The organism is Mycobacterium sp. IS-1496, assembly GCF_001499995.1.
In the GTDB taxonomy this organism is placed as follows: domain Bacteria; phylum Actinomycetota; class Actinomycetes; order Mycobacteriales; family Mycobacteriaceae; genus Mycobacterium.
Window position 1 is genome coordinate 55,723 of record NZ_LQIU01000013.1, and the last position, 19,872, is coordinate 75,594.

The window sequence follows — 19,872 nt, forward strand, 5'->3', positions numbered from 1 at the left end:
GCCTGGTCGCCATTCCGCTCGCCGACTCCACCCCGCCTTCGGCAACGAGCGTCCGGCGCGGCGTCGTGGCAATAACGATGATCACGTCGGTATCCCCCGTCAGTCGATTCCGATGGTAGCGAGGCCCGCCGACATGCGAGCCCGAACGCACACCAGCAGCGTTAGGAGGATATGGCGGCGAGCCCGACGTTTGCCACTGCTCGTCAGGGCAATCACCTAGGGTGAAGAGCTTCCGGGGAGCGAACAGAACAATCTTGACTCGAGAACACTCAGAACTGGCGTCGTTTGGACCTTGGCGACCGAGGATGACGAGCTGCCACAGATCGGCGGCGACGTCATGACACCTGCAAGGCTGGAAGAACTGCGCACCGCGTTGGCAGCGCTGGCAAAGACACCGCTGGTGACGCCGGAAGCCCACACCAAGATCAGTGATCAGGGACGCCGCGACGGTATTTCGCTTGGCGCTCACAGCCCCCTCGCCAAGAGCTTGACCAATCTAGTTGCTGATGCGGCAACGACCGCGCAGTCAGCGTCAAAGGTCGCGGCCAGTGGTGAGGTGCTCTACCGCATGGTGGTGCCGGCCAAGGTGGCCGCACAAGTCGGTGGTGGGCTTGTCCGCCCGACGGCGTCGAGGGCGGTGGCCGGTGGCGTGCGCGGTGCGTTGGTGAACGGCAAGAACATTGTCGGTCAGGCGATCCTTGTTCCTGTAGCTGGCGCCGTCGGTGCGGGTGCCCTAACTCTTGCTGCGCCGCTGGTGCTGATGGCCGTGGCAGCCGGCTACAGCGCGTATACCGACCACAAGCGTGACAAGGCGCTCGAGCGCATCACAGGTTTGCTCGAGAAACTCCACGAAGACAAGCTGGACGAGGAACGGAGCCGCCTCGAGGGGTGCAAGGACTCCATCGAGAAGGCCACTGCAGTCCTCCTAGACAGAGGGGAGCCCGGAGTCAGCCTGGGCCTGGATACAAGTGTGCACGAGATCAACGTAGCGATTGAGCGTGCGCATCGGCGGCTGCACTCGTGGCAGGAAGCGCTCGCGAAGATCAGGGGACCGGTCGAAGTTGGCGTCCTCGAGAAGTCCTTCCCGGGTGTCACAAGCAAGGACGGCGGAGAATTCCGCGCGCACCTGGAACACGCGAAGCTCGCCATAGCGCTGAAGCGGCGGGTGCTCGTCCTGCAGGCGGTCGAGCACGCCCAACTCGAGGGTGCCGATCATCCGTTCCGAGCGTTCATCGAAACCCTCAAAGAGACCGAGCGACGGGTGAACGACTTGGAAGCCGGTGTCGTCGCCGTCCTTCGTGGCCTCGCGACGCTCGAGGTGAAGCGGTACGGCGGCATCCGCAGCATCTACTTCTCACAGGGCGAGGCCGGTCGACGATCGCCTCAACGCGGCGTACCGGTTACGGGCTATCAGCGAGGAGGTCGCCGCCCACGAGCAGCAGGCCGATGTCGCAATCGACATCGAACGCATGGTGGACGGCTCGATCATTGTGTTCCCAGCGCTGTCCGCCTAGCTCCACACCAGTGCTTCGTTCTCTGGATACGAGCTCTGTGCGGCCGGGGGCCGCACGATGCCGTTTGCCAACATCGCCAGACAATGTCGGCGATCGTAGCCATAATGCCGACGGGCGATTCTCCTGCCGTTCGCGATCAAGGGGAACCGCTTGGGGGCCTACGAATGGCGACACTGCGCCACCCAAGGCCTCCGCGATCAGCCGATCCGACAGTGGAGCCTAATGACGACGCCCGAGTCACCCTTCTTCGCCGTTCCGCAGAGCGAGTGGATCGCTGCGAATCGATCTGCCTTCGCCATCTGGGACGGCTACCCTGTGACGCCGGGACACGCGTTGGTTGTCTCGCGGCGTCAGATCAGTGACTGGTGGGAGGCGGCTCCGGGCGAGCGCAATGACATCTTGGAACTCGTTGACGTAGTGCGGCACAAGATCATCGAGCTGCACAATCCCGACGGCTTTAACGTCGGTTTCAACGCGGGCGAGGCGGCCGGTCAGACGATCGACCACCTCCATGTCCACGTCATCCCCCGGACTCACGGCGACGTCGAGGATCCTCGGGGCGGCGTACGGAACGTCATCGCCGCGCGCGGCAACTACCTTCAGGATGGCAACGACGCCACCGGCCACGACTCCAGCACTGGTCTTGACGTCACGGCGCCAGTCCTCGTCGACGGCCAGGTCCGGATGCTGTTGCCGGAGCTCATCGATCATCTTCAGCGGGTGGAGTTCGACCGCATCGACATCGTGGTCAGTTTTATAAAGATGTCCGGTCTCACCCTGTTGCTCGACCCGTTGGAAGACGCTCTCGAGCGCGGTGCCCATGTGCGAATACTGACGACGGATTACCTAGGTCTGACAGAGCCGGGAGCGCTTGCGCGCCTTCACGACCTCATGGAAGACAACCCCGAAACCATGGCCGTCAGACTCTTTCACGATCCGGAGTTGAGCTTCCACCCGAAGGCTTACCTCTTCTACTCGGAGGCGGGCCGCAGCCAGGCGGCGTTCGTCGGCAGCAGCAACCTCAGCGGGTCTGGTCTCAGTGGCGGAATTGAATGGAACCTCCTGGTTGGGGCCGCAGACGACTTGAGGGAGCGGTTCCTGGTGCTGTGGCTTGACCGCCGCAGCTTGGTGCTCACCGACGAACTGATTGCCTCTTACGAGTCCGCGGCCGCTAATACCCCCGAGGCCGTTGAGATCATAGAGACTCCCGAACCACCCCCGGAACCGCGCCCGATCCAGCAGGAGGCGCTGCGCGCGCTCGCGCAGACGCGGACCGACGGCTTCCGTGCGGGGATGGTCACGATGGCGACAGGCTTGGGCAAGACATGGCTGGCGGCGTTCGATGCCGCTCAGGCGGGCGCTGTGCGTGTGCTCTTCGTGGCCCATCGCGAGGAGATACTCAAGCAGAGCCGCGATGTCTTCCGCCGCGTACACCCGCGGGCCACCATGGGGTTGTACTTCGGTGGTGAGAAGCGACCTGACGCAGACTTCGTATTCGCGACGGTGCAGACGCTCGCCGGTCGACTCGACAGCTTCGTAGCTGACGCCTTCGACTATGTCGTAGTCGACGAATTTCATCACGCCGCAGCAGCGACGTATCGAACAGTGCTCGACCACTTCACCCCGCGTTTTCTGCTGGGGCTGACTGCCACGCCGGACCGGATGGACGGCGCCGACCTGCTGTCACTCTGCGCCGACAACCTGGTGTTCCAATGTGATCTCGTCGAAGGAATCCGCCGTCACGAACTCGTGCCCTTTCACTATTGGGGCGTTCCGGACCCGGTCGACTTCGAACCAATTCCCTGGCGCAACGGCAGATTCGACGCAGAACTACTCGAAGCGGCGATCGAGACGCAGGAACGAGCACAGGCGTCCTTCGACGAATGGCGAAGCCGGCGCGGGTCGCGAACGCTCGCATTCTGCGCCTCCAAGCACCACTCAGACTTTACGAGCGAATTCTTCGCGGCTCGCGGCGTGCGGTGCGCCTCGGTGCACAGTGGCCCGTCGAGCTCACCGCGGCATGAGTCGCTCAACGCCCTGCGAAGTGGTGACCTCGAGGTGATCTTCACCGTGGACCTCTTCAACGAAGGTCTCGACGTCCCGGACATCGACACGGTGCTGATGCTTCGACCGACCGAGTCTCCGATCATCTTCTTGCAGCAGCTCGGTAGGGGCCTGCGCATCCAGGAAGGCAAGGAAGCTCTGACGGTCATCGACTTCATCGGTAATCACCGGTCGTTTCTGCTCAAGCCGCGCACTCTGTTGACACTCGGTCGGGCGGAGGCACCGACGACGCTGCAGGTCCTCACGGCCTTGGAGAAAGGCGAGTTCGGTCTGCCCGAGGGATGCTCGGTCGACTACGAGTTGACTGTCGTCGACATGCTGAGGGCGTTGACCCGAACGTCTGCCGGCGATGCCGTCGAGGAGTATTGCCGGGCATACATGGAGGAAGAAGGGTTCAGGCCCACCGCGGCTCAGGCTTTTCGCGCCGGACATGACCCTGCGGTCGTCTCAGCGAAGCACGGCAGTTGGTTCGGGTTCCTCCGGGCTACCGATCTGCTCGGCGATCGCGAGGCGGAGGTGGTCGACGCCTTCGGCGAAACGCTTCGAGCGGTGCAGACCGAGAACATCAACAAGAGCTACAAGCTGGTGACAATCCGCGCTCTCCTGCACGAGGGTGCCCTGCGTTCGGGTGACCACGTCTCCAACAACGCCCGAGTGTCGCGCGAGGTCCTTCTTTCTGATCCGCGACTTGCACGCGATGTGCCCACGAAAGAATTCCCCGAACTCGCCAGCGCGTCCGGGGAGAAGTGGACGAACTATTGGCGTAAGTGGCCGATCGCGCATCTAACAGGCGCCGGGCCAGAGGGATCCCGCGCTGAAAGGCTCTTCCGACTGGAAGACGATCGAATCGTTCCGACGTTCACCGTCGACGACATCCTCGGTGACGTCTTCGACGCCCTGGTGGCAGAGATTGTCGAGTATCGGCTCGCGAATTACGTACTGCAGAAGGAGAAAGCGGTAACGCGGACATGGGCGTGTCGACTCGCGTACGCCGACGGGCACCCGATCATTCGACTGGACCGTCGGCAATCTGCGGATCTGCCCGACGGCAACGTCGACTTCATCGCTGACGGAGTGGAATACAACGCCTCGTTTGCGAAGGGGGCCGTCTCGGTGGCCACACGAACAGACACAGCGGGGAACGCGCTGCCGGGCTTACTGCGGGGCTGGTTCGGTCCGTCGGCGGGGCATCCGGGAACGTCACACGTGGTGAGGATCGAGCAGGTAGACGGAACGCTATTGGTCCAGCCAGATCGCTCAATCGAAACAAGCTCGCAGATCGACTACGTGCCGCTGTTCGGTGACTACTCCGTGGCATGCGGACCGGGCGCAAAAGCGTCGTGGAGCGATCATGCGGCAACGGAGATTCCGGTGAAGCGATCGACCCCGCAACCGCTGTCACCGTCGAATCACTTCGTGTGCTTCGCGAAGGGCGACTCGATGGATGGCGGCCCTGACCCAATCAAGCACGGTGACCCCCTGTTGTTTGAATGGATCAGCGGAGGATCGGCCCGCGACTACGTCAACCAACCGGTGCTGGTCGAGACGTCAGGCGGTTCCGGTACCGCTGGAACGCTGAAAGTGCTGAGGCGGTCCGAACGGGGTTACCTGTTGGAGTCAAACAACCCCAAGGTCGCACCAATCGAGGGACGGGCGGATATGAAGCCGGTGGCGCGACTGATCCGCAAGCTCGACCAAGAGGCGATCAACCCGCTAACGTCGAAAATCGGTGAGCAGTACAAGCGACAAGACATTCCAAATCTCTATGGTCACGAGTACAACCACGGCAAGTGGGGATCGCCTGGCCACGTGTCAGTGCCGGGCCACGCCATCCTTCTCGCGACGCTTAAGAAGGGTGCCTCGGTGACGCAGTACGCAAATCGTTTCGAAACGACGGAGATAATGATCTGGAGTTCGCAGAGCGAGACTGCGCCTGACAGCAAAAAAGGACGAGAAATCTCGGAAGCACTGAGCACTGGCACGTCCATCGAGCTGTGGGTTCGGCGACGCAAAACCGACGTCGCTTTTACCTACTTGGGCCGAGTGGTGCCGATCACACACGACGGGTCTAAGCCGATGCTCGTAACGTTCCGCTTGTTGACGGCGTTGAGCGCTGAGCTTCAGACCCGGCTGGACGTCGACCTATCGGCAGACCCAGCGCCGCTCTGACCGCAGCAAGTGCAATGCGAGGGGCCTTAATTGATTCGCCGTTGCAGTCGAGCGCTTCGGGCATGCGTCGTTATCGGCAGCACGCCACAAGTCTTCCGAATTAAAGAATCCAGCAACATTGGGTGCTGGAGCGACCTCACGTACGTCACTTGCGCGCTGTGCGGCTCTAGGTTCTTGCGGCTGCGACGGCATTTGACCTTTAACCTCCCGATAGGGCCGCCCCGTAGTGGTACTGATTGGAATCGAATTGGTCTATCTGGGTCGGCTGGACGGCTGCGAGTATTCGACGGAGGCGTTGAGGCATACGATCATTCGCCTGAGCTCGATCGGAGTGAGCCCGTGCGCGCGAGAAATTCTCGGTAGCCACGACCTGTGCGAGGCGCCGAGTGCGGCTAAGGGCACCCTTCAGACGGTTGTGGGAGACCAAGAAGTGCCGCGCCGCGAATCGAGTCCACTGTGCACGACGTCACCATGTTATCGAACACAACAGCGGATTCACGCCCTTGGATCTAGTCGACGGTGCCGGCGTGCATGTCACTGGCCGGTCGTCGGTTCCGAGTCGCTCGCGACGTAGGCGCACCTGATCGTTGTGTGGCCCGACGACCGTGAAGTCGCCTGGAATAAGTTGCGACGGTGGTGCTCGGGACACCCCTGCCAGAAGCGCCCTATCAACAAAGACGGCCACCGGAAGTCGCTCGAAGATCACATCAGCCGTGCGTCGCAGCGACGGTAGCGGACGAGCGTTAACCCGATAGCGCAGACCCATCGCATGTAAGCGCCGCCTCACAGCAATCTCAAGTGTTGTGTGGCACGAACTATCGCCACGCACCGCCCTTCGCGCGTGCTCGCTCGACGGCTACGAGTTCGTCACTCACCTGAGGATGTACCTCGACCGCGATTCCTCCATGCCGTCCGCCGCGTAGGCGAATCGGCGCGCCGCATGCCAAAGTTGTCGGAGCGGCCGAGTACCTTCCCAACATGAACCTTTCCGTTGTCGACCTGTTCAGTGGCTGCGGGGGCTTGAGCGCTGGGTTTCGGGAGGCTGGCTTCAGCATCGTCGCCGGAGCCGAGATCTTGCCTAAACCGCTCGAGGTATTCGCGGAAAATTTCCCGGATGCAGTCGCGATCGGCGAAGACCTTCGTCGCGTCGAACCCATCTGGTTACGTGAGCGTCTGAAGATGGCGCCCGGTCAACTTGACGTACTAATCGGTGGCCCTCCTTGCCAAGGCTGGAGCAAGAACACTCCCGCGAGTAAGCGCCGACTCGACGATGAACGCAACAGCCTAATGCTCCGTTACCTTGATTTCGCACGGGCTTTCATGCCGAAGGCGCTACTTATTGAGAATGTAGCTGAAACGATCAAAGCTTATGAGTCGTCAGCGTCCGAGCTGATGATTGAACAGTTGGAGAACCTCGGGTACACCGCGAACTTGTGCCGGGAAATCGCGACCGACTATGGGGTGCCTCAGCGGAGAAGGCGGGCCATTATTGTGGCTAGCCTGGGCGGCCTGCCGCCGATGCCACGCATTGGTCTGCCAGCGAAGGCGGATGGAGCAGAAACCACCGTGTGGGAGGCGATTAGTGACCTACCGCCCCTGGCGATTGGCGAAGAGTCGAACACATACGCGGCCGCACCCGAGAACGCTTATCAGAAGTGGTGCCGAGAGGGTTCGCCGCCCCTTACCGCCCACTTCGCCCGGAAACTAACCGAAAACCAGATGCGGCGTGTTCGGCACCTACCTCCCGGTTCGGGCGCCGCCTTGAAGGACTTGCCCGCCGACGTTCGCCCGAAGATGGGATATAGCGGCGCATACGGGAGGCTATGGGCTGATCAGCCCGCGCGGACGATTACCAAGTGGGTCTTTCATCCAGGCAGTGGCCGATTCCTGCATCCTTACGATGACCGTGTTATCACTATTCGCGAAGCAGCACGTTTGCAGGGTTTCCCGGACTGGTTCAAATTCTCTGGAACCTATATACAGCAGGCCCACATGGTGGGTGAGGCGGTACCGCCTCTGATGGCATACGCCTGGGCGCTTGGATTCCGGGAAGCTCTTACTGAGAAGGCAATAGCTTAAAGCTATTCTTCACGCTCAAACCATTCGGCGAGGTTGTCCACAGTCCAGTCAACGTCAAAGGTGACCGCTTCATTCGGAAGGGTGAGAATTTCGAAAAGTTGAGTGCCAGAAGGATGCCATCTGGCGACCGGCTGCTCCCCGCGAAAGGCGGTTAACCCCACATGCTCTCGGCCGCGCAAATCCGGAGCGCTCCACCGCCACTCCAAGTCGTTCGCATCCCACTCAGGATACGTTGCCTCGACGTAGGTGAACCGCTTTCGCGATGGAGCCTTTATGAGAACGGCGATGTGGGGTTGCGTTACAGCTTGTTTCGCACTATCCGCACGATGCTTGCGATTCCAATGTTCCACGAGCGCATCACCAAGCGCGTCCGTGGGACTGTTAGTAGTAAGCCCACCCCGGAAGCCGAGCTCCACTCCTTTGCTGTAAATATCGGCTCGTTGGACAACATACTCAACGCGAGACCCAGGTCTATAAGAACTGCTTTCAATGGTCTTGAGCGACCAACCGCGTCCGTCCCCCGCAGATACGACGTCGAACAATTTCTTCGACGCCCGCTCAAACGGAATGCCGAGGCCGTACGCAAAGATCGACTCCCACACAAACCCCATGACATCGCCGACTATTGGCGCTTCGAGACTGCGCCGGATCCCTCGAGCGAATCGCTCGATGACAGCATCTGGAGGCTGAGTGAAGTGACCATACACTTACAGCAACCTATGGCTTGGGACGAACTCCCACAGGGCGAGACACGGGTCGCTACTTATAGTCTGTGTACTTATAGTCTTCACGCCACGAACATCGCTTAGTGCGCAGCAGTGACGAACGGGCCCTCCTTCGAGCCTTTGGCAGCCGACTGCGTGCGATCCGTGAGGCCCGAGGAGTGTCACAGGAACGCCTTGCGGAGGCCGCAGGCCTCCATCGGACCTACATCGGCTCAGTGGAGCGAGGCGAACGAAACGTATCCTTAATCAACATCGTGGCTCTGAGCAGAGCTCTAAAGGTTTGCCCCACCCAGCTGCTGGATGTGTCTGACTGTCGAACTTGACAGCGTCCACCTCAGTGCTTAGCCGATGTCGAAACGTTCCTCGATGAGCCGTTCGTGCGCCCGCCCATCGGTGAGCTCGCCACGATCGTCGGCGTGTTGCCAGTAGTGCCGCACCATCCAGTACAACCCCACTCCACGGGGCACGTAGAGGTCGGCGCCCTCGATGATGGTTTCACCTCCATCCTTCAATGCCAGCACGATCGCCCTGCGGCTTCGCTTCTTCTCCGCTCGATCCAAGACATCGGCGACGTCGTCCCACTTATGGGACTTGCTGTGGAGCAGATCGGTGTTCTCGATACCGACGGGGGTCAATCGGACGTACCCCCAGCCGTTCCCGCGCCGCCAGCCGGTGACCACCTGCCACACGACGAGTATGACCACGACGTCGAAGGCGTAAGGTGATGCCCGCTGCGGCAGACTCGACGTGGACATGTCCAGTGTCCCGGTGAAATACAGGACGTTGTACAGCACAGCTGCCGTGGTGAAGGCCAGCAGCATGACGAGGCCGAGGATGCCCACCCAACGGTCCGGCAGCACTGTGGTTCCGGATGCGTCCTGCTGGACGCGGTAGGGCACCAGACCATATGACGCTCTTGCCAATGCGACGGCGACAGGCAGCGGGACAGCGGCCAGTAGCACGAAGAACACCGCCGTCGGGTAGCTGCCGCGGACCGCCGCCGATATGGCGTACTGAGACGCGATGCCGATGAAGACGAAGCCGACGGCACAGAGCCATCGGAGCCGTCGCCGGGCGCGCTGCCACGCCGCGGGCTCGGGCAGGTTCAGTACGGGCACAACACGTTCCCCACGGCTTCGCCCAGGTCGGCCCCTTTCCAGCCCCCGAGCAAGGATCCGCCGAACACGAACAGCGGAACAGTGCCAACTGCGAAGGGGCCGGTCGCCGCACCGAAGACCGCCCCAGCGGCCGCGCCCGCCTCAGCACCCGCCCAGCCGCCACCTGCTCCACCGATACCGCCGAACGCCGCGATGCACGCATCCCGCCCCGACTCGGCCATCACCATGTCGAACACGGTGGTCGCCAGACCCAGCGCCGGCCCTCCGAACTTCGCCGCCTCGCCGATGTCATCGACGGACTGGGCGGTGAGCATCGGCAGACGGCCACCGTGCTTCTCCATGCCCGAAAGTACTGACCCCGCACCCAAGGACATGTTGTCGATCAACTCCACCGGCACCGCCTGATGCCGGCCGCCCGCCGTGGTGAATCCGGCATTGCGGTATCCGGTCGGGTCCATCGACATCGTGAAGTTCGATCCGTCGGGCCACGTGACCGACGTGTAGTCGCAGTCGTTGCCGAGGTCGTGCCACGAACTCGACCGCGAGACCTCCTCACCGGTCTTGTCGAACTGCTCGACGGTGATGAAGTCCTGCCGGTCCGGCCAGTCGAACGGGTCCCGCTTGGTGATCACCTGCCTGCTGCCGTCCTGCATGAACACCGTCGTCACCTCCTCGCCGTACGCATTCTCCGACTCGACGACCTCTCGCACGGTGATCGACATGTCGCCATCGCGCAACGCCTGCTGCTGCAGCATACCGATCGGATCCTGGGGGTCCGGCACGTGATCCTGGGGCCGCTGCGGTGTCAAGGGAATGACGAAGGGATCACTCGACGGACCGGATTCGACGAATCCGAATTGCCCACCGGCTGCGGTCACCGCTGTGGCCAAGTCATCGTCCGCGTCCCCCACGGCGGTGAGCAGGTCGTTGATCTCCCCCTGCTCCGCGGCCGCGAGTTTCTCCAAGTCGGCCAAGTCCTCCTCCGACATCCGCACTGGGTCGATCAGCACCACCCACTGATCTGTCACGCTCAACGGTCCCGCGTCGACCTGATCCGCTTTGTTCAGCAGCGCGTTGCGCGCCGCACCGATCGCGGAGCTGCCGTTCCGCAGCGCCGACGCGACGGCATGTGCGTACTCCGACAGCTCCGTAGCGTCGGTGTTCGCCCGCCCGAACATCGCGCTGGCGGCCTCGTGGGAGCGCCCCTCCCACGCCCGCGCCTCCGGCATCCGACCGCACGCACTGTCGATGCCCTTCACCGCGGCAGAAACCGTATCCGCCGCAGCACCAACGGCGTCCGCCGACGCGGATAGGGCATCGGGGTTCCAGCTCCGCAACGTCGTCCGTGACGGCAGCATCAGAACAACCCGTCGAACTGGCCCGCCAACGCGTCGTCGGCCACCTCGAACACCTCACCCGCGCCGCGCACCGCTGTCCCCATCTTCGTCACGTTCTGCGACAGCGTCGTCGCCATCCGGCTGAAGTGCTCCCCCACCGCCTGCACCGCCCACTGCGTCGTCGACCCGGGCAGGGCATCGCCCGCGGAGGACGTCTTTCCGCCCACGTCCGTTGCGCCGATATCCGCCGCTGCGATATGCACTTGACCGGCAAACGCCCGCAGAATCTCCGGGTCGACCCGCACCGCCACCTCCTGCACCCGCTTCCATGATGTTCCGATTCTGCGGCACCACGGACACCCTCGGCGCCGCTAATTTTCCGCGAGGGTGTTACACTGCGGCGCTCAGTGTCGGCCGCGCCCCGCTCGCTGCGGCAGTTGCGCAGGGTGAGCGCCTCGCGGTGGTCTTGCGGCCGGACGGCCGCATCGAACTCCTCTGAGCGTCTCACTGAGGGACCGGCTGGGGGATGTGCGAAATCCCCACCGCCGCCCACCTCCGCCCCGTTACATTCAGCTAGCGAGGTGACACCCATGAACAGTCTGATGCGGCATCCGGTCCGCGTTCCCCGCGTCGAGAAGCCGCGCGCCGAAGGACGCTTCTACCTGCCCTGCGGCCGTCGCCTCGGCTACGCCGAATTCGGCGATCCCTCCGGCGATCCGGTCCTGTGGTTCCACGGCACCCCCGGCGGACGCCGCCAGCTCCCGCTGCTGGGCCGTCGCGCCGCCGAGAAACTCGGCCTGCGCGTCGTGCTGATCGGACGGCCCGGCACCGGCCTGTCCGATCCGCACCCCTACGAACAGATCGCCGACTGGGCCACCGACGTCGCGCACGTCGCCGACGCCCTCGGCGCCGAACGCCTCGGCGTGGTCGGCCTCTCCGGGGGCGGCCCCTACGCCCTGGCCTGCGCCGCCGTGCCACCCCTGGCCGGCCGCGTCGCCGCCGTCGCGGTCCTCGGCGGTGTCGTCCCCTCCGTCGGCCCCGACGCGCTGGCCACCGGCGCCGTCGACCTCGCCCGCCGCTTCGCCCCCGTCCTGAGCGAATTGCGCCGTCCCCTCGCCGGCATCGTCTCCGCCATCATCACCCCGGTGATCCCCCTGGCGCACTACGCGTGCCAGGCCTACGCGGCCACCACCCCCGAGGGCGACCGGCGGGTCCTCCACGACCCCGAGATGGAGGGCATGTTCATCGACGACCTCGTCCTCGTCGCCCGCGGCCGCTTCCAGGCCATCGTCGACGACGCCCGACTCTTCGGGCGCGACTGGGGTTTCCGGCTCGCCGACGTGTCCGCCCCGGTGCGGTGGTGGCACGGCGACGCCGACCACATCGTCCCGCTGCGCGACGCGAAGGCCGCCGTCGACCTTCTCCCCAAGGCCGAACTCATCATGCGCTCGGAGGAAAGCCATCTCGGCGGCTTCGCCACCGCCGACGAGGTTCTCCACTTCGTCCGGTCACACCTCTGAAATCCGCCTCGCCCGGCACGTCGCTGCGTTAACGTCGTATTCAGCGACGGCCGACGCGGGTGGCACACATGGTTGATGCGTGGGAACTGATCCTCCACCACACCTACACCGGCACGCCCGGAGTCGTCTTCGACCACTCCCCGCGACGCGGAAGTCACGGCACCGCAGTCAATCTCGCCGACGCCGACTTCCACACCGACGGACGCACCCACGGCTCCGGGGCCGTCTCCTTTCATCCCGACGCAAAGGTCGTCGTCCCCGCCGAGGCCGGCTGGAATCCCCTGAGCGGTGTGCGCGGCGAAGTCACCTGCCGGTTCGACACCGCCACGGGCATCGACGTGCTCATCGACGCGAAGTCGTTCTACTTCTACCGGCGCAGCGGGGAGTTGGGCTGCTGGTTCGACGAGTCACCGCACCAATACACCGACATCACAACAGGTCTCAACGGCCTCGGCCCTCCGGTCTCCATCCCGGTCGGCCAGTGGGTCCGGCTCGGCTTTCTGCACGACGGCGTCTCGACCGCCGAGCTCTACGTCGACGACGTCCCGGTCGCCCGCATCGTCCGGCCGCTGTGGACGGTCAAGCCCACCACCGTCGTCGCCATCGGCGACTTCGTCACCGCCCCTCCCGCCTCCACCTCCGGCGTGTCGGGACGCATCGACGACGTCCGCGTGTGGCGCCTCGACCCCGACCGGATCGCGCGCGAATTCATCGGCCGCCCGATGGACCCCGCCACCGCCGAGTGCTGGGCCGACTGGTTCGACCAGCTGGCCGCGGCGTTCGAGGCACTGCGCCAGGCCAACCCCGACTGCCCGAAGCGCATCCTCGACCTCGTCGGCGAGGCGATCCACAGCGGTCTGGCCGACGCGCTGACCCGCACCCCGCAGAGCCGGTCGACGTGGCTGCAGGCGGCAGCGGACTGCCAACAGAAGTGGACCGCCGGCGACCTCGCCGGCATCGCAACGACACTGGCCGGGCTCACCACCTGGCTACAGTTCGAAGGCGTTGACCTGACACAGATTCCGGCGCTGCAGGAACTGCTCAACGACCCGTGCTGGAAACAACTGATCGCACTGGCGCCGCCCATGAACTGCGATCCCGCCTTCACCGACCTCCTCAGCGGCGGAGCCGGAGCATGGTAGGCCGCAACCCCCTCACCGACGGCAACAGCACCGGTAATGCGTTGTCGTACAACACCGGATCAATCGCACCCACCGCGAAGGCGCTCATCCTGGCCTTCGTGGTGAGCTTCCGTCCCCCGCTGCAGGGCACGCCCGCGCCGCCCACCCTGTCCGGCAACGGCCTGCAGTGGCAGCAGGTGCGCACCGTGCTCGGCGGCACACAGGGCAACCGTCGGCTGACCTGCTACCGGGCGATGGGTGACGCCCCGACGCCCGGTCCGGTCGCCATCGACTTCGGCGACCAGACCCAAGACCTCTGCGCCTGGTCGCTGTTCGAGTTCACCGGCGTCGACACCGGCGGCACGGCGGGCGCCGGCGCGATCGCGCAGAGCCAGGTGGGGACATCCCCCGGCTCCGCGGCGACGCTTCCCCTGCAACCGTCGGCAGACCCCACCCGCAACGCGACGGCCGGTGGCGTCATGGTCGAACTGACCAACGTGGCCCGCCCGGTGACGCCGGGCGCCGGCTTCACCGAGATCCACGAGGTGATGCCCCGCCAGACCCTGCAGGGCGCGACGCTGCAGACGCAGGCGGCGGCCACCGGCGTCACGACCACCGAATGGAGTTGGGCGGGGAACGAAGACGCCGCGGCGATCGTCGTCGAGATCAAGGCGCCGCCGCTCACCCAGACCCCGCCCACCACAGCGGATCCCCGGGAGGTCCTCGCCCGGCGCTTTGAACCGGTGCTGTTCTTCCACCCCGACGAGGCGTTCTACCCCTCCGACGCCAAACGGTTCGTCGAAGCCGCGCAATTGTGGACGGCGACGGCGCCGTTCGACAGCCCGGGCCGCTGGGGCGGGCCTCCCGGCACCCCGTTCCCGCGCCAGCCCGAGGTCCCGGCCGGCCAACTCCGCGGTCTGCCGACCGAGGGGGGCACGTTCCTGGGCGGTCCCGGCCTGCTCACTGCCGGCCCGAACGACGAGCGGTTCCTCGCCCTCGGCGGCTGGAAGGACAAGGACGAGGTGCACCACACCGGCGTCTTCCTGGGCAAGGTCAACGTGTACGCCGACCGCGGTGAGACCGCCGACCGGTACTCGACGGACCTCGAGCCGAGCCGGTATTGGTACCACACCGAGTTCTTCGACACCACCCGGTTGACCCGGCTCGCCGCCGGTGTCACCGCCCCCAACCTGAGCAGAATCGTTGCGCGGCTGACCAATCCGGCCCTGCTGTGCTACTACCTGTTCTTCCCCGCCCACGAGGAGTCCGTCGGCGACGGCGCCTGCCCGAACATCGAAGCCAAGGAGGTCGGCGGCCACGCCGGGGACTGGCAGTGCGTGGCACTACTCCTCGAGGGCGACGCCGCCGGGACCCCGGAGAGCTTCACGCCGAGATTCTTCGGGCACACGGGGTTGCGCCCGAAGGCGCCGCGCCCCCACGCGTTCGACGGAGAACAGCGCACGGTGATGAAGGTGGAAGCCTGGCGGGCCGGTTCACCGTCCGCGCCGATCCAGCCGGAGGTCGTCGGCGACCACCCCCGCTTCTACGTCGCCCGCGGATCGCACAGCCTGTACACCACCCCGGGGCAACACGACGTCTCGCCGTACCCGCATTCGGAGCCGAGTCAGTGTGGCCGTTTCGACGGCCTGCAGCCGCTGCCTGTGCCGGACAACTACAGGACACCCGAATGGGTCCTGCTGACGAAGTTGGTGGTGGGCACCCTTGTCGGGGCGCTCGTCCCGGCGGTCATGGTCGCCATGTTCGAAGGTATCGCCACCGCCGGGAGCGGCGTCCTGCCGACCGAAGGGCCCGGCGACCCCGCCGATCCGGACCAGGCCCCCGCGGCCGCCGGGGACGGCCGCACCGTCCGGCCCGCGACCGTCTTGGTGCCCGACGCCGGCGCCGACGTCCAGGACTGGCGCGCACAAGAAGGCCTGGCGCTCAACGGGAGAACGTACGGCTTCCTGGTCGACCGCGCGACACAGGTCTGGTGGCCGTCGGACGATCTGCAGAACGGCTTCCGGGGACGCTGGGGCCAACGCGTGGCCGACGACCCGGTGCCGCGGCGCTGCGGCCCCACGTTCCCCGAGTACTGGAAGATGTTCCTCACCGCGGTAGCAGACGGCGACAACACGGGCATGCTCACGCTGTAGTTCGACGACGCGGCGGCGGCCCGTGCGCTAAGACAGACCCATGCCGGAGCAGCCGACCGCCTTCCGCTACCCGCCCACCGGCCGCCGCGCCCGGCTCTACGGCACCGTCCGCAGGCTCGGCGTCGACCTGCTGCCGGACGACGCGACCGCACAGAGGTTCGTCGACGGCCTCACCGAGGGCGACCCCACCGCCGAACGCTTCGTCGCCGAGACCTACCACGGCGAGCTCGGGGCCCGGAAAGCCCGCGACCTCGTCGAGCAGGCACAACGCGACGGCATCGACACCGTCCCCGAGGCCCCAGACTCCATGCGCGCGCTCTTCGACGAGTTCGAGCGACGCCCCGACTGGCTCGACCCCGACCTCCTCGAACAGGGCGCCGCGGTCTGGCGTCGCTGGGCCTACGCACTCGGCGCCCTCGGCAACGCCGGCACCAACGACACCTACACCGAAGGCTGGCTCGCCGTCCCGCTGTCCCTGTCCGGCGGGTACGCCGGCGACCGGGCCCTGCACCGCTACCTCGAGACCTCGCGCTGGTGGATCGAGGTGTGCCGCCCCGGCGCGCTGCTCACCCCGAACTCGGCCGCGCGCAACATCTCTCTGCACGTGCGGATCATGCACGTCAGTGTCCGCGACCGCGTCGCACGGCACCCCGAGTGGGATGCCGGCCGCTGGGGCCTGCCGATCAGCCAGTCCGCGATGCTGCTCACCCTTCTCGGCGGCAGCGTCGCCCCGGCGCTCGGGCTGTCCGCGCTCGGCCACCTCACCTCACCGCACGAGATGCGCGCCGTGCTGCACTTCAACCGCTACTGCGGTCACCTCGTCGGCGTCCGCTGCGACGGCTACTTTCCCAAGACCGTCGCCGACGCGTGGCGCATCCTGTTCATGGCCGACGCCGCCCGCAGCTACGACAGCGGCGACAACGGCGTCGAACTGGTGGAGTCCTTCGTCCCGGCGTTCGAACCCACACCAGCACACCGCGGACTGCAACGGCTCCGCGCCGAGTACCACTACCGCGTCCAGGCCGGCTACCTCGGTCTCTACATGCTGCCGTGGAACCGCCGCCGCTATCGGCTGCCGTCGGCACTGCCCGGCATCGCGCTGCTCCTGGCGAAGGCCCCGCTCATCGCCACCCTCGAACTCGCGCGCCGGCTCAGCCCCCGGGTGGACCGGAGCTGGCAGCAAGCCAACATGAAGCGCTGGGAGCGCTGGCTCGAATGGCAGTCCGCCGGCAAAGCGGCGACGTTCGAAGCCGCCGCACCGCTGCGCCGCTGAGCGCTCAAACCCGCCCCTGCGAGGGCCGTGAGTCCTACCGTGGAGACATGCCCGAACAGGCCATCGACGTCGCCCACCCACCGCAGGCGCTGCTCAACGTCATCAACCCCGGGCTGCGCCTCGCCCTCAAGACTCCGCTGGGCTCCGCGCTCAAACAGTTCATGGTCGTCAGCTTCACCGGACGCAAGACCGGCCGCCGGTTCTCGGTGCCGGTCAGCGCCCACCACCTCGACGGTGACCTCTACGTCATCCTCGAAGCGAAGTGGAAGCACAACTTCCGCGACGGCGCCACCGCCGACGTCACCCACAACGGCAGAACCACCCGGATGAACGGCCACCTCATCACCGAGCCCAACGCCGTCGCCGACATCGTCCACCGCGTGGCGGACGGGTACGGCGCCAAGAAGGCGCAGCAGACCATGGGCCTGAAGTTTCGCGGCGACACTGTGCCCTCAATAGACGAATTCCGCGACGCCGCACGGCAAATCGGTATCGCTGCCATCCGGCTGACGCCCGCGACGTGACCGAGATCGACCTCGACGCACTGTCGACCGCCGACCACGGGTACACGGTTCGCGACGATGACGACGACGACCCCGTCCTGTTCGACCGCGACGGCAACTCGATCCAGACCTGGCGCGAGCGCTACCCCTACGACGAACGATTGCCGCGCGCCGAGTACGAGTTCTTGAAGCGCAAGCTGCAGATCGAGCTGCTGAAGTTGCAGCGGTGGAGCAAGCGCACCGGTGCCCGCCACATCATCGTCTTCGAGGGTCGCGACGCCGCCGGCAAGGGCGGCACCATCCAGCGCTTCATGGAACACCTCGACCCCCGCCACGCCCGCACGGTCGCGCTGGAGAAACCCACCGACCAGGAGAAGTCGCAGTGGTACTTCCAGCGCTACGTGCGGCACTTCCCGACCGCCGGTGAGATGGTGCTGTTCGACCGGTCCTGGTACAACCGCGCCGGTGTCGAGAAGGTGATGGGTTTCGCCACCGAAGAGCAGCAGGACGAGTTCATGCGCCAGGCACCGGTTTTCGAGAAGATGCTCGTCGACGAGGGTCTGCACCTGACCAAGTTCTGGTTCTCCGTGTCGCCGGCCGAGCAGCGCACCCGCTTCGCGATCCGGCTGGTCGACCCGCTGCGGCACTGGAAGTTCTCCGACATGGACATCGAAGCGTCGCGGCGGTGGGACGACTACACCCGCGCCAAAGAAGAGATGTTCGTCGCCACCGACACCGACCACGCACCGTGGATCGTCGTCAAGACCAACGACAAGAAGCGTGGCCGCCTCAACGCCATGCGCTTCTTCCTCTCGAAGTTCGACTACGACGACAAAGACCGCGACGTCGTCGGTGAACCGGACCCGCTGATCGTCGGCCGCGCGCTGGAGGATTAACCCCGCACCGCGAACAACGGCCATCGGTTCGGCACACCCTTGAGCTCATGGCGGCCGCGGTCGGTGAACTCGAACCGGGACCCGAGGACCAGCGGCGGCACCACCCCGGACACCAACACCTCGCCGGGCGCCGCGAGCGCCATGATCCGCGCGGCGATGTGGACCGCGATGCCGTGGACGTCACCGTCGGTCACCTCGACCTCACCGGTGTGCAGTCCGGTGCGGATCGTCAGACCCAAATCCGCGACGCCCTCGCGGATCGCCCTCGCGCAGTTGATCGCCCGCGCCGGACCGTCGAAAGTCGCGAGCGCCCCGTCGCCGGTGAACTTCACGACCGCGCCGCGCGCTCCGCTTACCTGGCGTTCGACGATCCGGTCGTGTGCGGCGAGCAGCGCCGTCCACTCGTCGTCCCCGAGCGCCGCGGCCAGTTCGGTCGAACCCACGATGTCGGTGAACAGCACCGTGGACAGCACCCGATTGGACTGCGGGACCGCGCGACCGCCGGTGACGAACGACTCGATTTCGTCGAGGACGCGCTCCGCGTTGCCCGCGAACCACGCGTTGTCGTCGCCGTCGAGTTCGACGCGACGCGCGTGCGGGATCCGCCGGGCCATATCCGCCGCGTGCTCCCCACGGACGTGGCGGTCGCCGCGCCGGTGGATCAGCAGCGTCGGCGCCTGAATGCTGGCCAACGTGGGCCGCACATCGGTGCGCAGGAACAGGTCCAGGATCGCCCGGAAGTGCGCGGGACCGCCGGCCAACCTCTCACCGCGGGCCCACCACCGGCGCTTCGCCGCATCCCCCGACCAGCTCGGTGCCAGCTGGTCCACCAGCACACCGCTCCCTACCGCGCGTTCGGCTGCCTGGAGGTACTTCGTCAGCGCGGGCTCCGGCATCCCGAACGGCTGATCCGGTCCGCGGATATACCGCGCGAACGGGTTCGTCAGCACGACGGACCGCACCCGGTGCGGGTGGCTGGCCGCCAGCAACAGCACGGAAAGCCCCGACTCGGACATTCCGAACAGTGACGCCGAGTCGCTTCCCACCGCGTCGAGCACCGTCAGCAGGCCGTCGGCCCAGGACTGCATCGCCGGCCGGTCGCGGATCGGCACCGCATCCGAACTGCCGGTCCCGAGCAGATCGGTCACAATCAGCCGGCTGAACGACGCGAGGTGACGCAGGTGCGCGGCGACGGTCGGCTCATCCCACAGCAGATCGATCGGGAACGTCGCCGTCGGGACGAAGAGCAAGTCGGGCCCGGAATCGCCGACGACCTGGTACGCGAGATGGGCATCGCCATCCCGCGCATACAGCGTCTCCGGCACCGACGCCATGGCACGAGCATGGCACGAGGGACGGGCAGCTGTGAACCGTCCGGCGCTCAACACCCGCGGCCGCAG

15 protein-coding genes are annotated in these 19,872 nt (G+C 65.7%); 10 read left to right on the top strand and 5 right to left on the bottom strand.

Going from position 1 to position 19,872, the window contains the following annotated elements:
• Positions 1 to 292 precede the first annotated feature (292 nt).
• From AU195_RS25150 to AU195_RS25160, 3 genes are all read left to right on the top strand, one after another.
• On the top strand, positions 293 to 1,876 hold the full coding sequence (locus tag AU195_RS25150; protein WP_286149187.1) for a hypothetical protein: 1,584 nt from the start codon (positions 293 to 295) through the stop codon (positions 1,874 to 1,876).
• Positions 1,785 to 5,747, top strand: coding sequence for a DUF3427 domain-containing protein (locus tag AU195_RS09610; RefSeq protein WP_286149196.1), 3,963 nt, complete (start codon positions 1,785 to 1,787; stop codon positions 5,745 to 5,747). Before AU195_RS25150 ends, AU195_RS09610 begins: the two co-directional genes overlap by 92 nt.
• 978 nt (positions 5,748 to 6,725) lie before the next feature.
• Positions 6,726 to 7,826, top strand: a complete 1,101-nt coding sequence (locus tag AU195_RS25160) for a DNA cytosine methyltransferase (RefSeq protein WP_082703010.1) — start codon at positions 6,726 to 6,728, stop codon at positions 7,824 to 7,826.
• A 2-nt stretch (positions 7,827 to 7,828) separates the two neighbouring features.
• Here the strand turns inward: AU195_RS25160 and AU195_RS25675 are convergent, their stop codons facing one another.
• On the bottom strand, positions 7,829 to 8,533 hold the full coding sequence (locus AU195_RS25675; protein ID WP_157531094.1) for a hypothetical protein: 705 nt from the start codon (positions 8,531 to 8,533) through the stop codon (positions 7,829 to 7,831).
• Positions 8,534 to 8,634: 101 nt separating this feature from the next.
• Here AU195_RS25675 and AU195_RS25165 point away from each other — a divergent pair, with 101 nt between their 5' ends.
• On the top strand, positions 8,635 to 8,874 hold the full coding sequence (locus AU195_RS25165) for a helix-turn-helix domain-containing protein (protein ID WP_082703011.1): 240 nt from the start codon (positions 8,635 to 8,637) through the stop codon (positions 8,872 to 8,874).
• Positions 8,875 to 8,892: 18 nt separating this feature from the next.
• On the opposite strand, the gene AU195_RS09615 is transcribed toward AU195_RS25165, so the two are convergent.
• From AU195_RS09615 to AU195_RS09625, 3 genes are all read right to left on the bottom strand, one after another.
• Entirely contained in the window at positions 8,893 to 9,669 is a 777-nt protein-coding gene (locus tag AU195_RS09615; RefSeq protein ID WP_059158843.1) for a hypothetical protein, read from the bottom strand.
• Positions 9,657 to 10,928 (bottom strand): hypothetical protein, encoded by a 1,272-nt coding sequence (locus tag AU195_RS09620; RefSeq protein WP_286149191.1) that lies wholly within the window; start codon positions 10,926 to 10,928, stop codon positions 9,657 to 9,659. Before AU195_RS09620 ends, AU195_RS09615 begins: the two co-directional genes overlap by 13 nt.
• A gap of 98 nt (positions 10,929 to 11,026) precedes the next feature.
• On the bottom strand, positions 11,027 to 11,311 hold the full coding sequence (locus tag AU195_RS09625; protein WP_172800530.1) for a type VII secretion target: 285 nt from the start codon (positions 11,309 to 11,311) through the stop codon (positions 11,027 to 11,029).
• Positions 11,312 to 11,596: 285 nt separating this feature from the next.
• On the opposite strand from AU195_RS09625, the gene AU195_RS09630 reads away from it, so the two are divergent.
• The 6 genes from AU195_RS09630 (at position 11,597) to ppk2 (ending at position 18,472) form a co-directional block, all read left to right on the top strand.
• On the top strand, positions 11,597 to 12,526 hold the full coding sequence (locus tag AU195_RS09630) for an alpha/beta fold hydrolase (protein WP_059158846.1): 930 nt from the start codon (positions 11,597 to 11,599) through the stop codon (positions 12,524 to 12,526).
• 68 nt (positions 12,527 to 12,594) lie between these two features.
• Entirely contained in the window at positions 12,595 to 13,668 is a 1,074-nt protein-coding gene (locus tag AU195_RS09635) for a LamG-like jellyroll fold domain-containing protein (protein ID WP_059158847.1), read from the top strand.
• Positions 13,662 to 15,800 carry a hypothetical protein gene (locus AU195_RS09640; protein WP_059158848.1) on the top strand — a complete coding sequence of 713 codons (2,139 nt, stop codon included), beginning with the start codon at positions 13,662 to 13,664 and terminating at the stop codon, positions 15,798 to 15,800. The genes AU195_RS09635 and AU195_RS09640 overlap by 7 nt, the downstream gene beginning before the upstream one ends.
• A gap of 40 nt (positions 15,801 to 15,840) precedes the next feature.
• Positions 15,841 to 17,073: an oxygenase MpaB family protein gene (locus AU195_RS09645; protein ID WP_059158849.1), complete on the top strand. Its 1,233-nt coding sequence runs from the start codon at positions 15,841 to 15,843 to the stop codon at positions 17,071 to 17,073.
• Between the two features lie 47 nt (positions 17,074 to 17,120).
• On the top strand, positions 17,121 to 17,597 hold the full coding sequence (locus AU195_RS09650) for a hypothetical protein (protein ID WP_059158850.1): 477 nt from the start codon (positions 17,121 to 17,123) through the stop codon (positions 17,595 to 17,597).
• Complete coding sequence (gene ppk2, locus AU195_RS09655; RefSeq protein ID WP_059158851.1) at positions 17,594 to 18,472, top strand: polyphosphate kinase 2; 879 nt, start codon at positions 17,594 to 17,596, stop codon at positions 18,470 to 18,472. Before AU195_RS09650 ends, ppk2 begins: the two co-directional genes overlap by 4 nt.
• Here the strand turns inward: ppk2 and AU195_RS09660 are convergent.
• Positions 18,469 to 19,806 (bottom strand): adenylate/guanylate cyclase domain-containing protein, encoded by a 1,338-nt coding sequence (locus AU195_RS09660; RefSeq protein WP_059158852.1) that lies wholly within the window; start codon positions 19,804 to 19,806, stop codon positions 18,469 to 18,471. The two genes, ppk2 and AU195_RS09660, sit on opposite strands and share 4 nt — an antisense overlap.
• Positions 19,807 to 19,872: the final 66 nt, after the last annotated feature.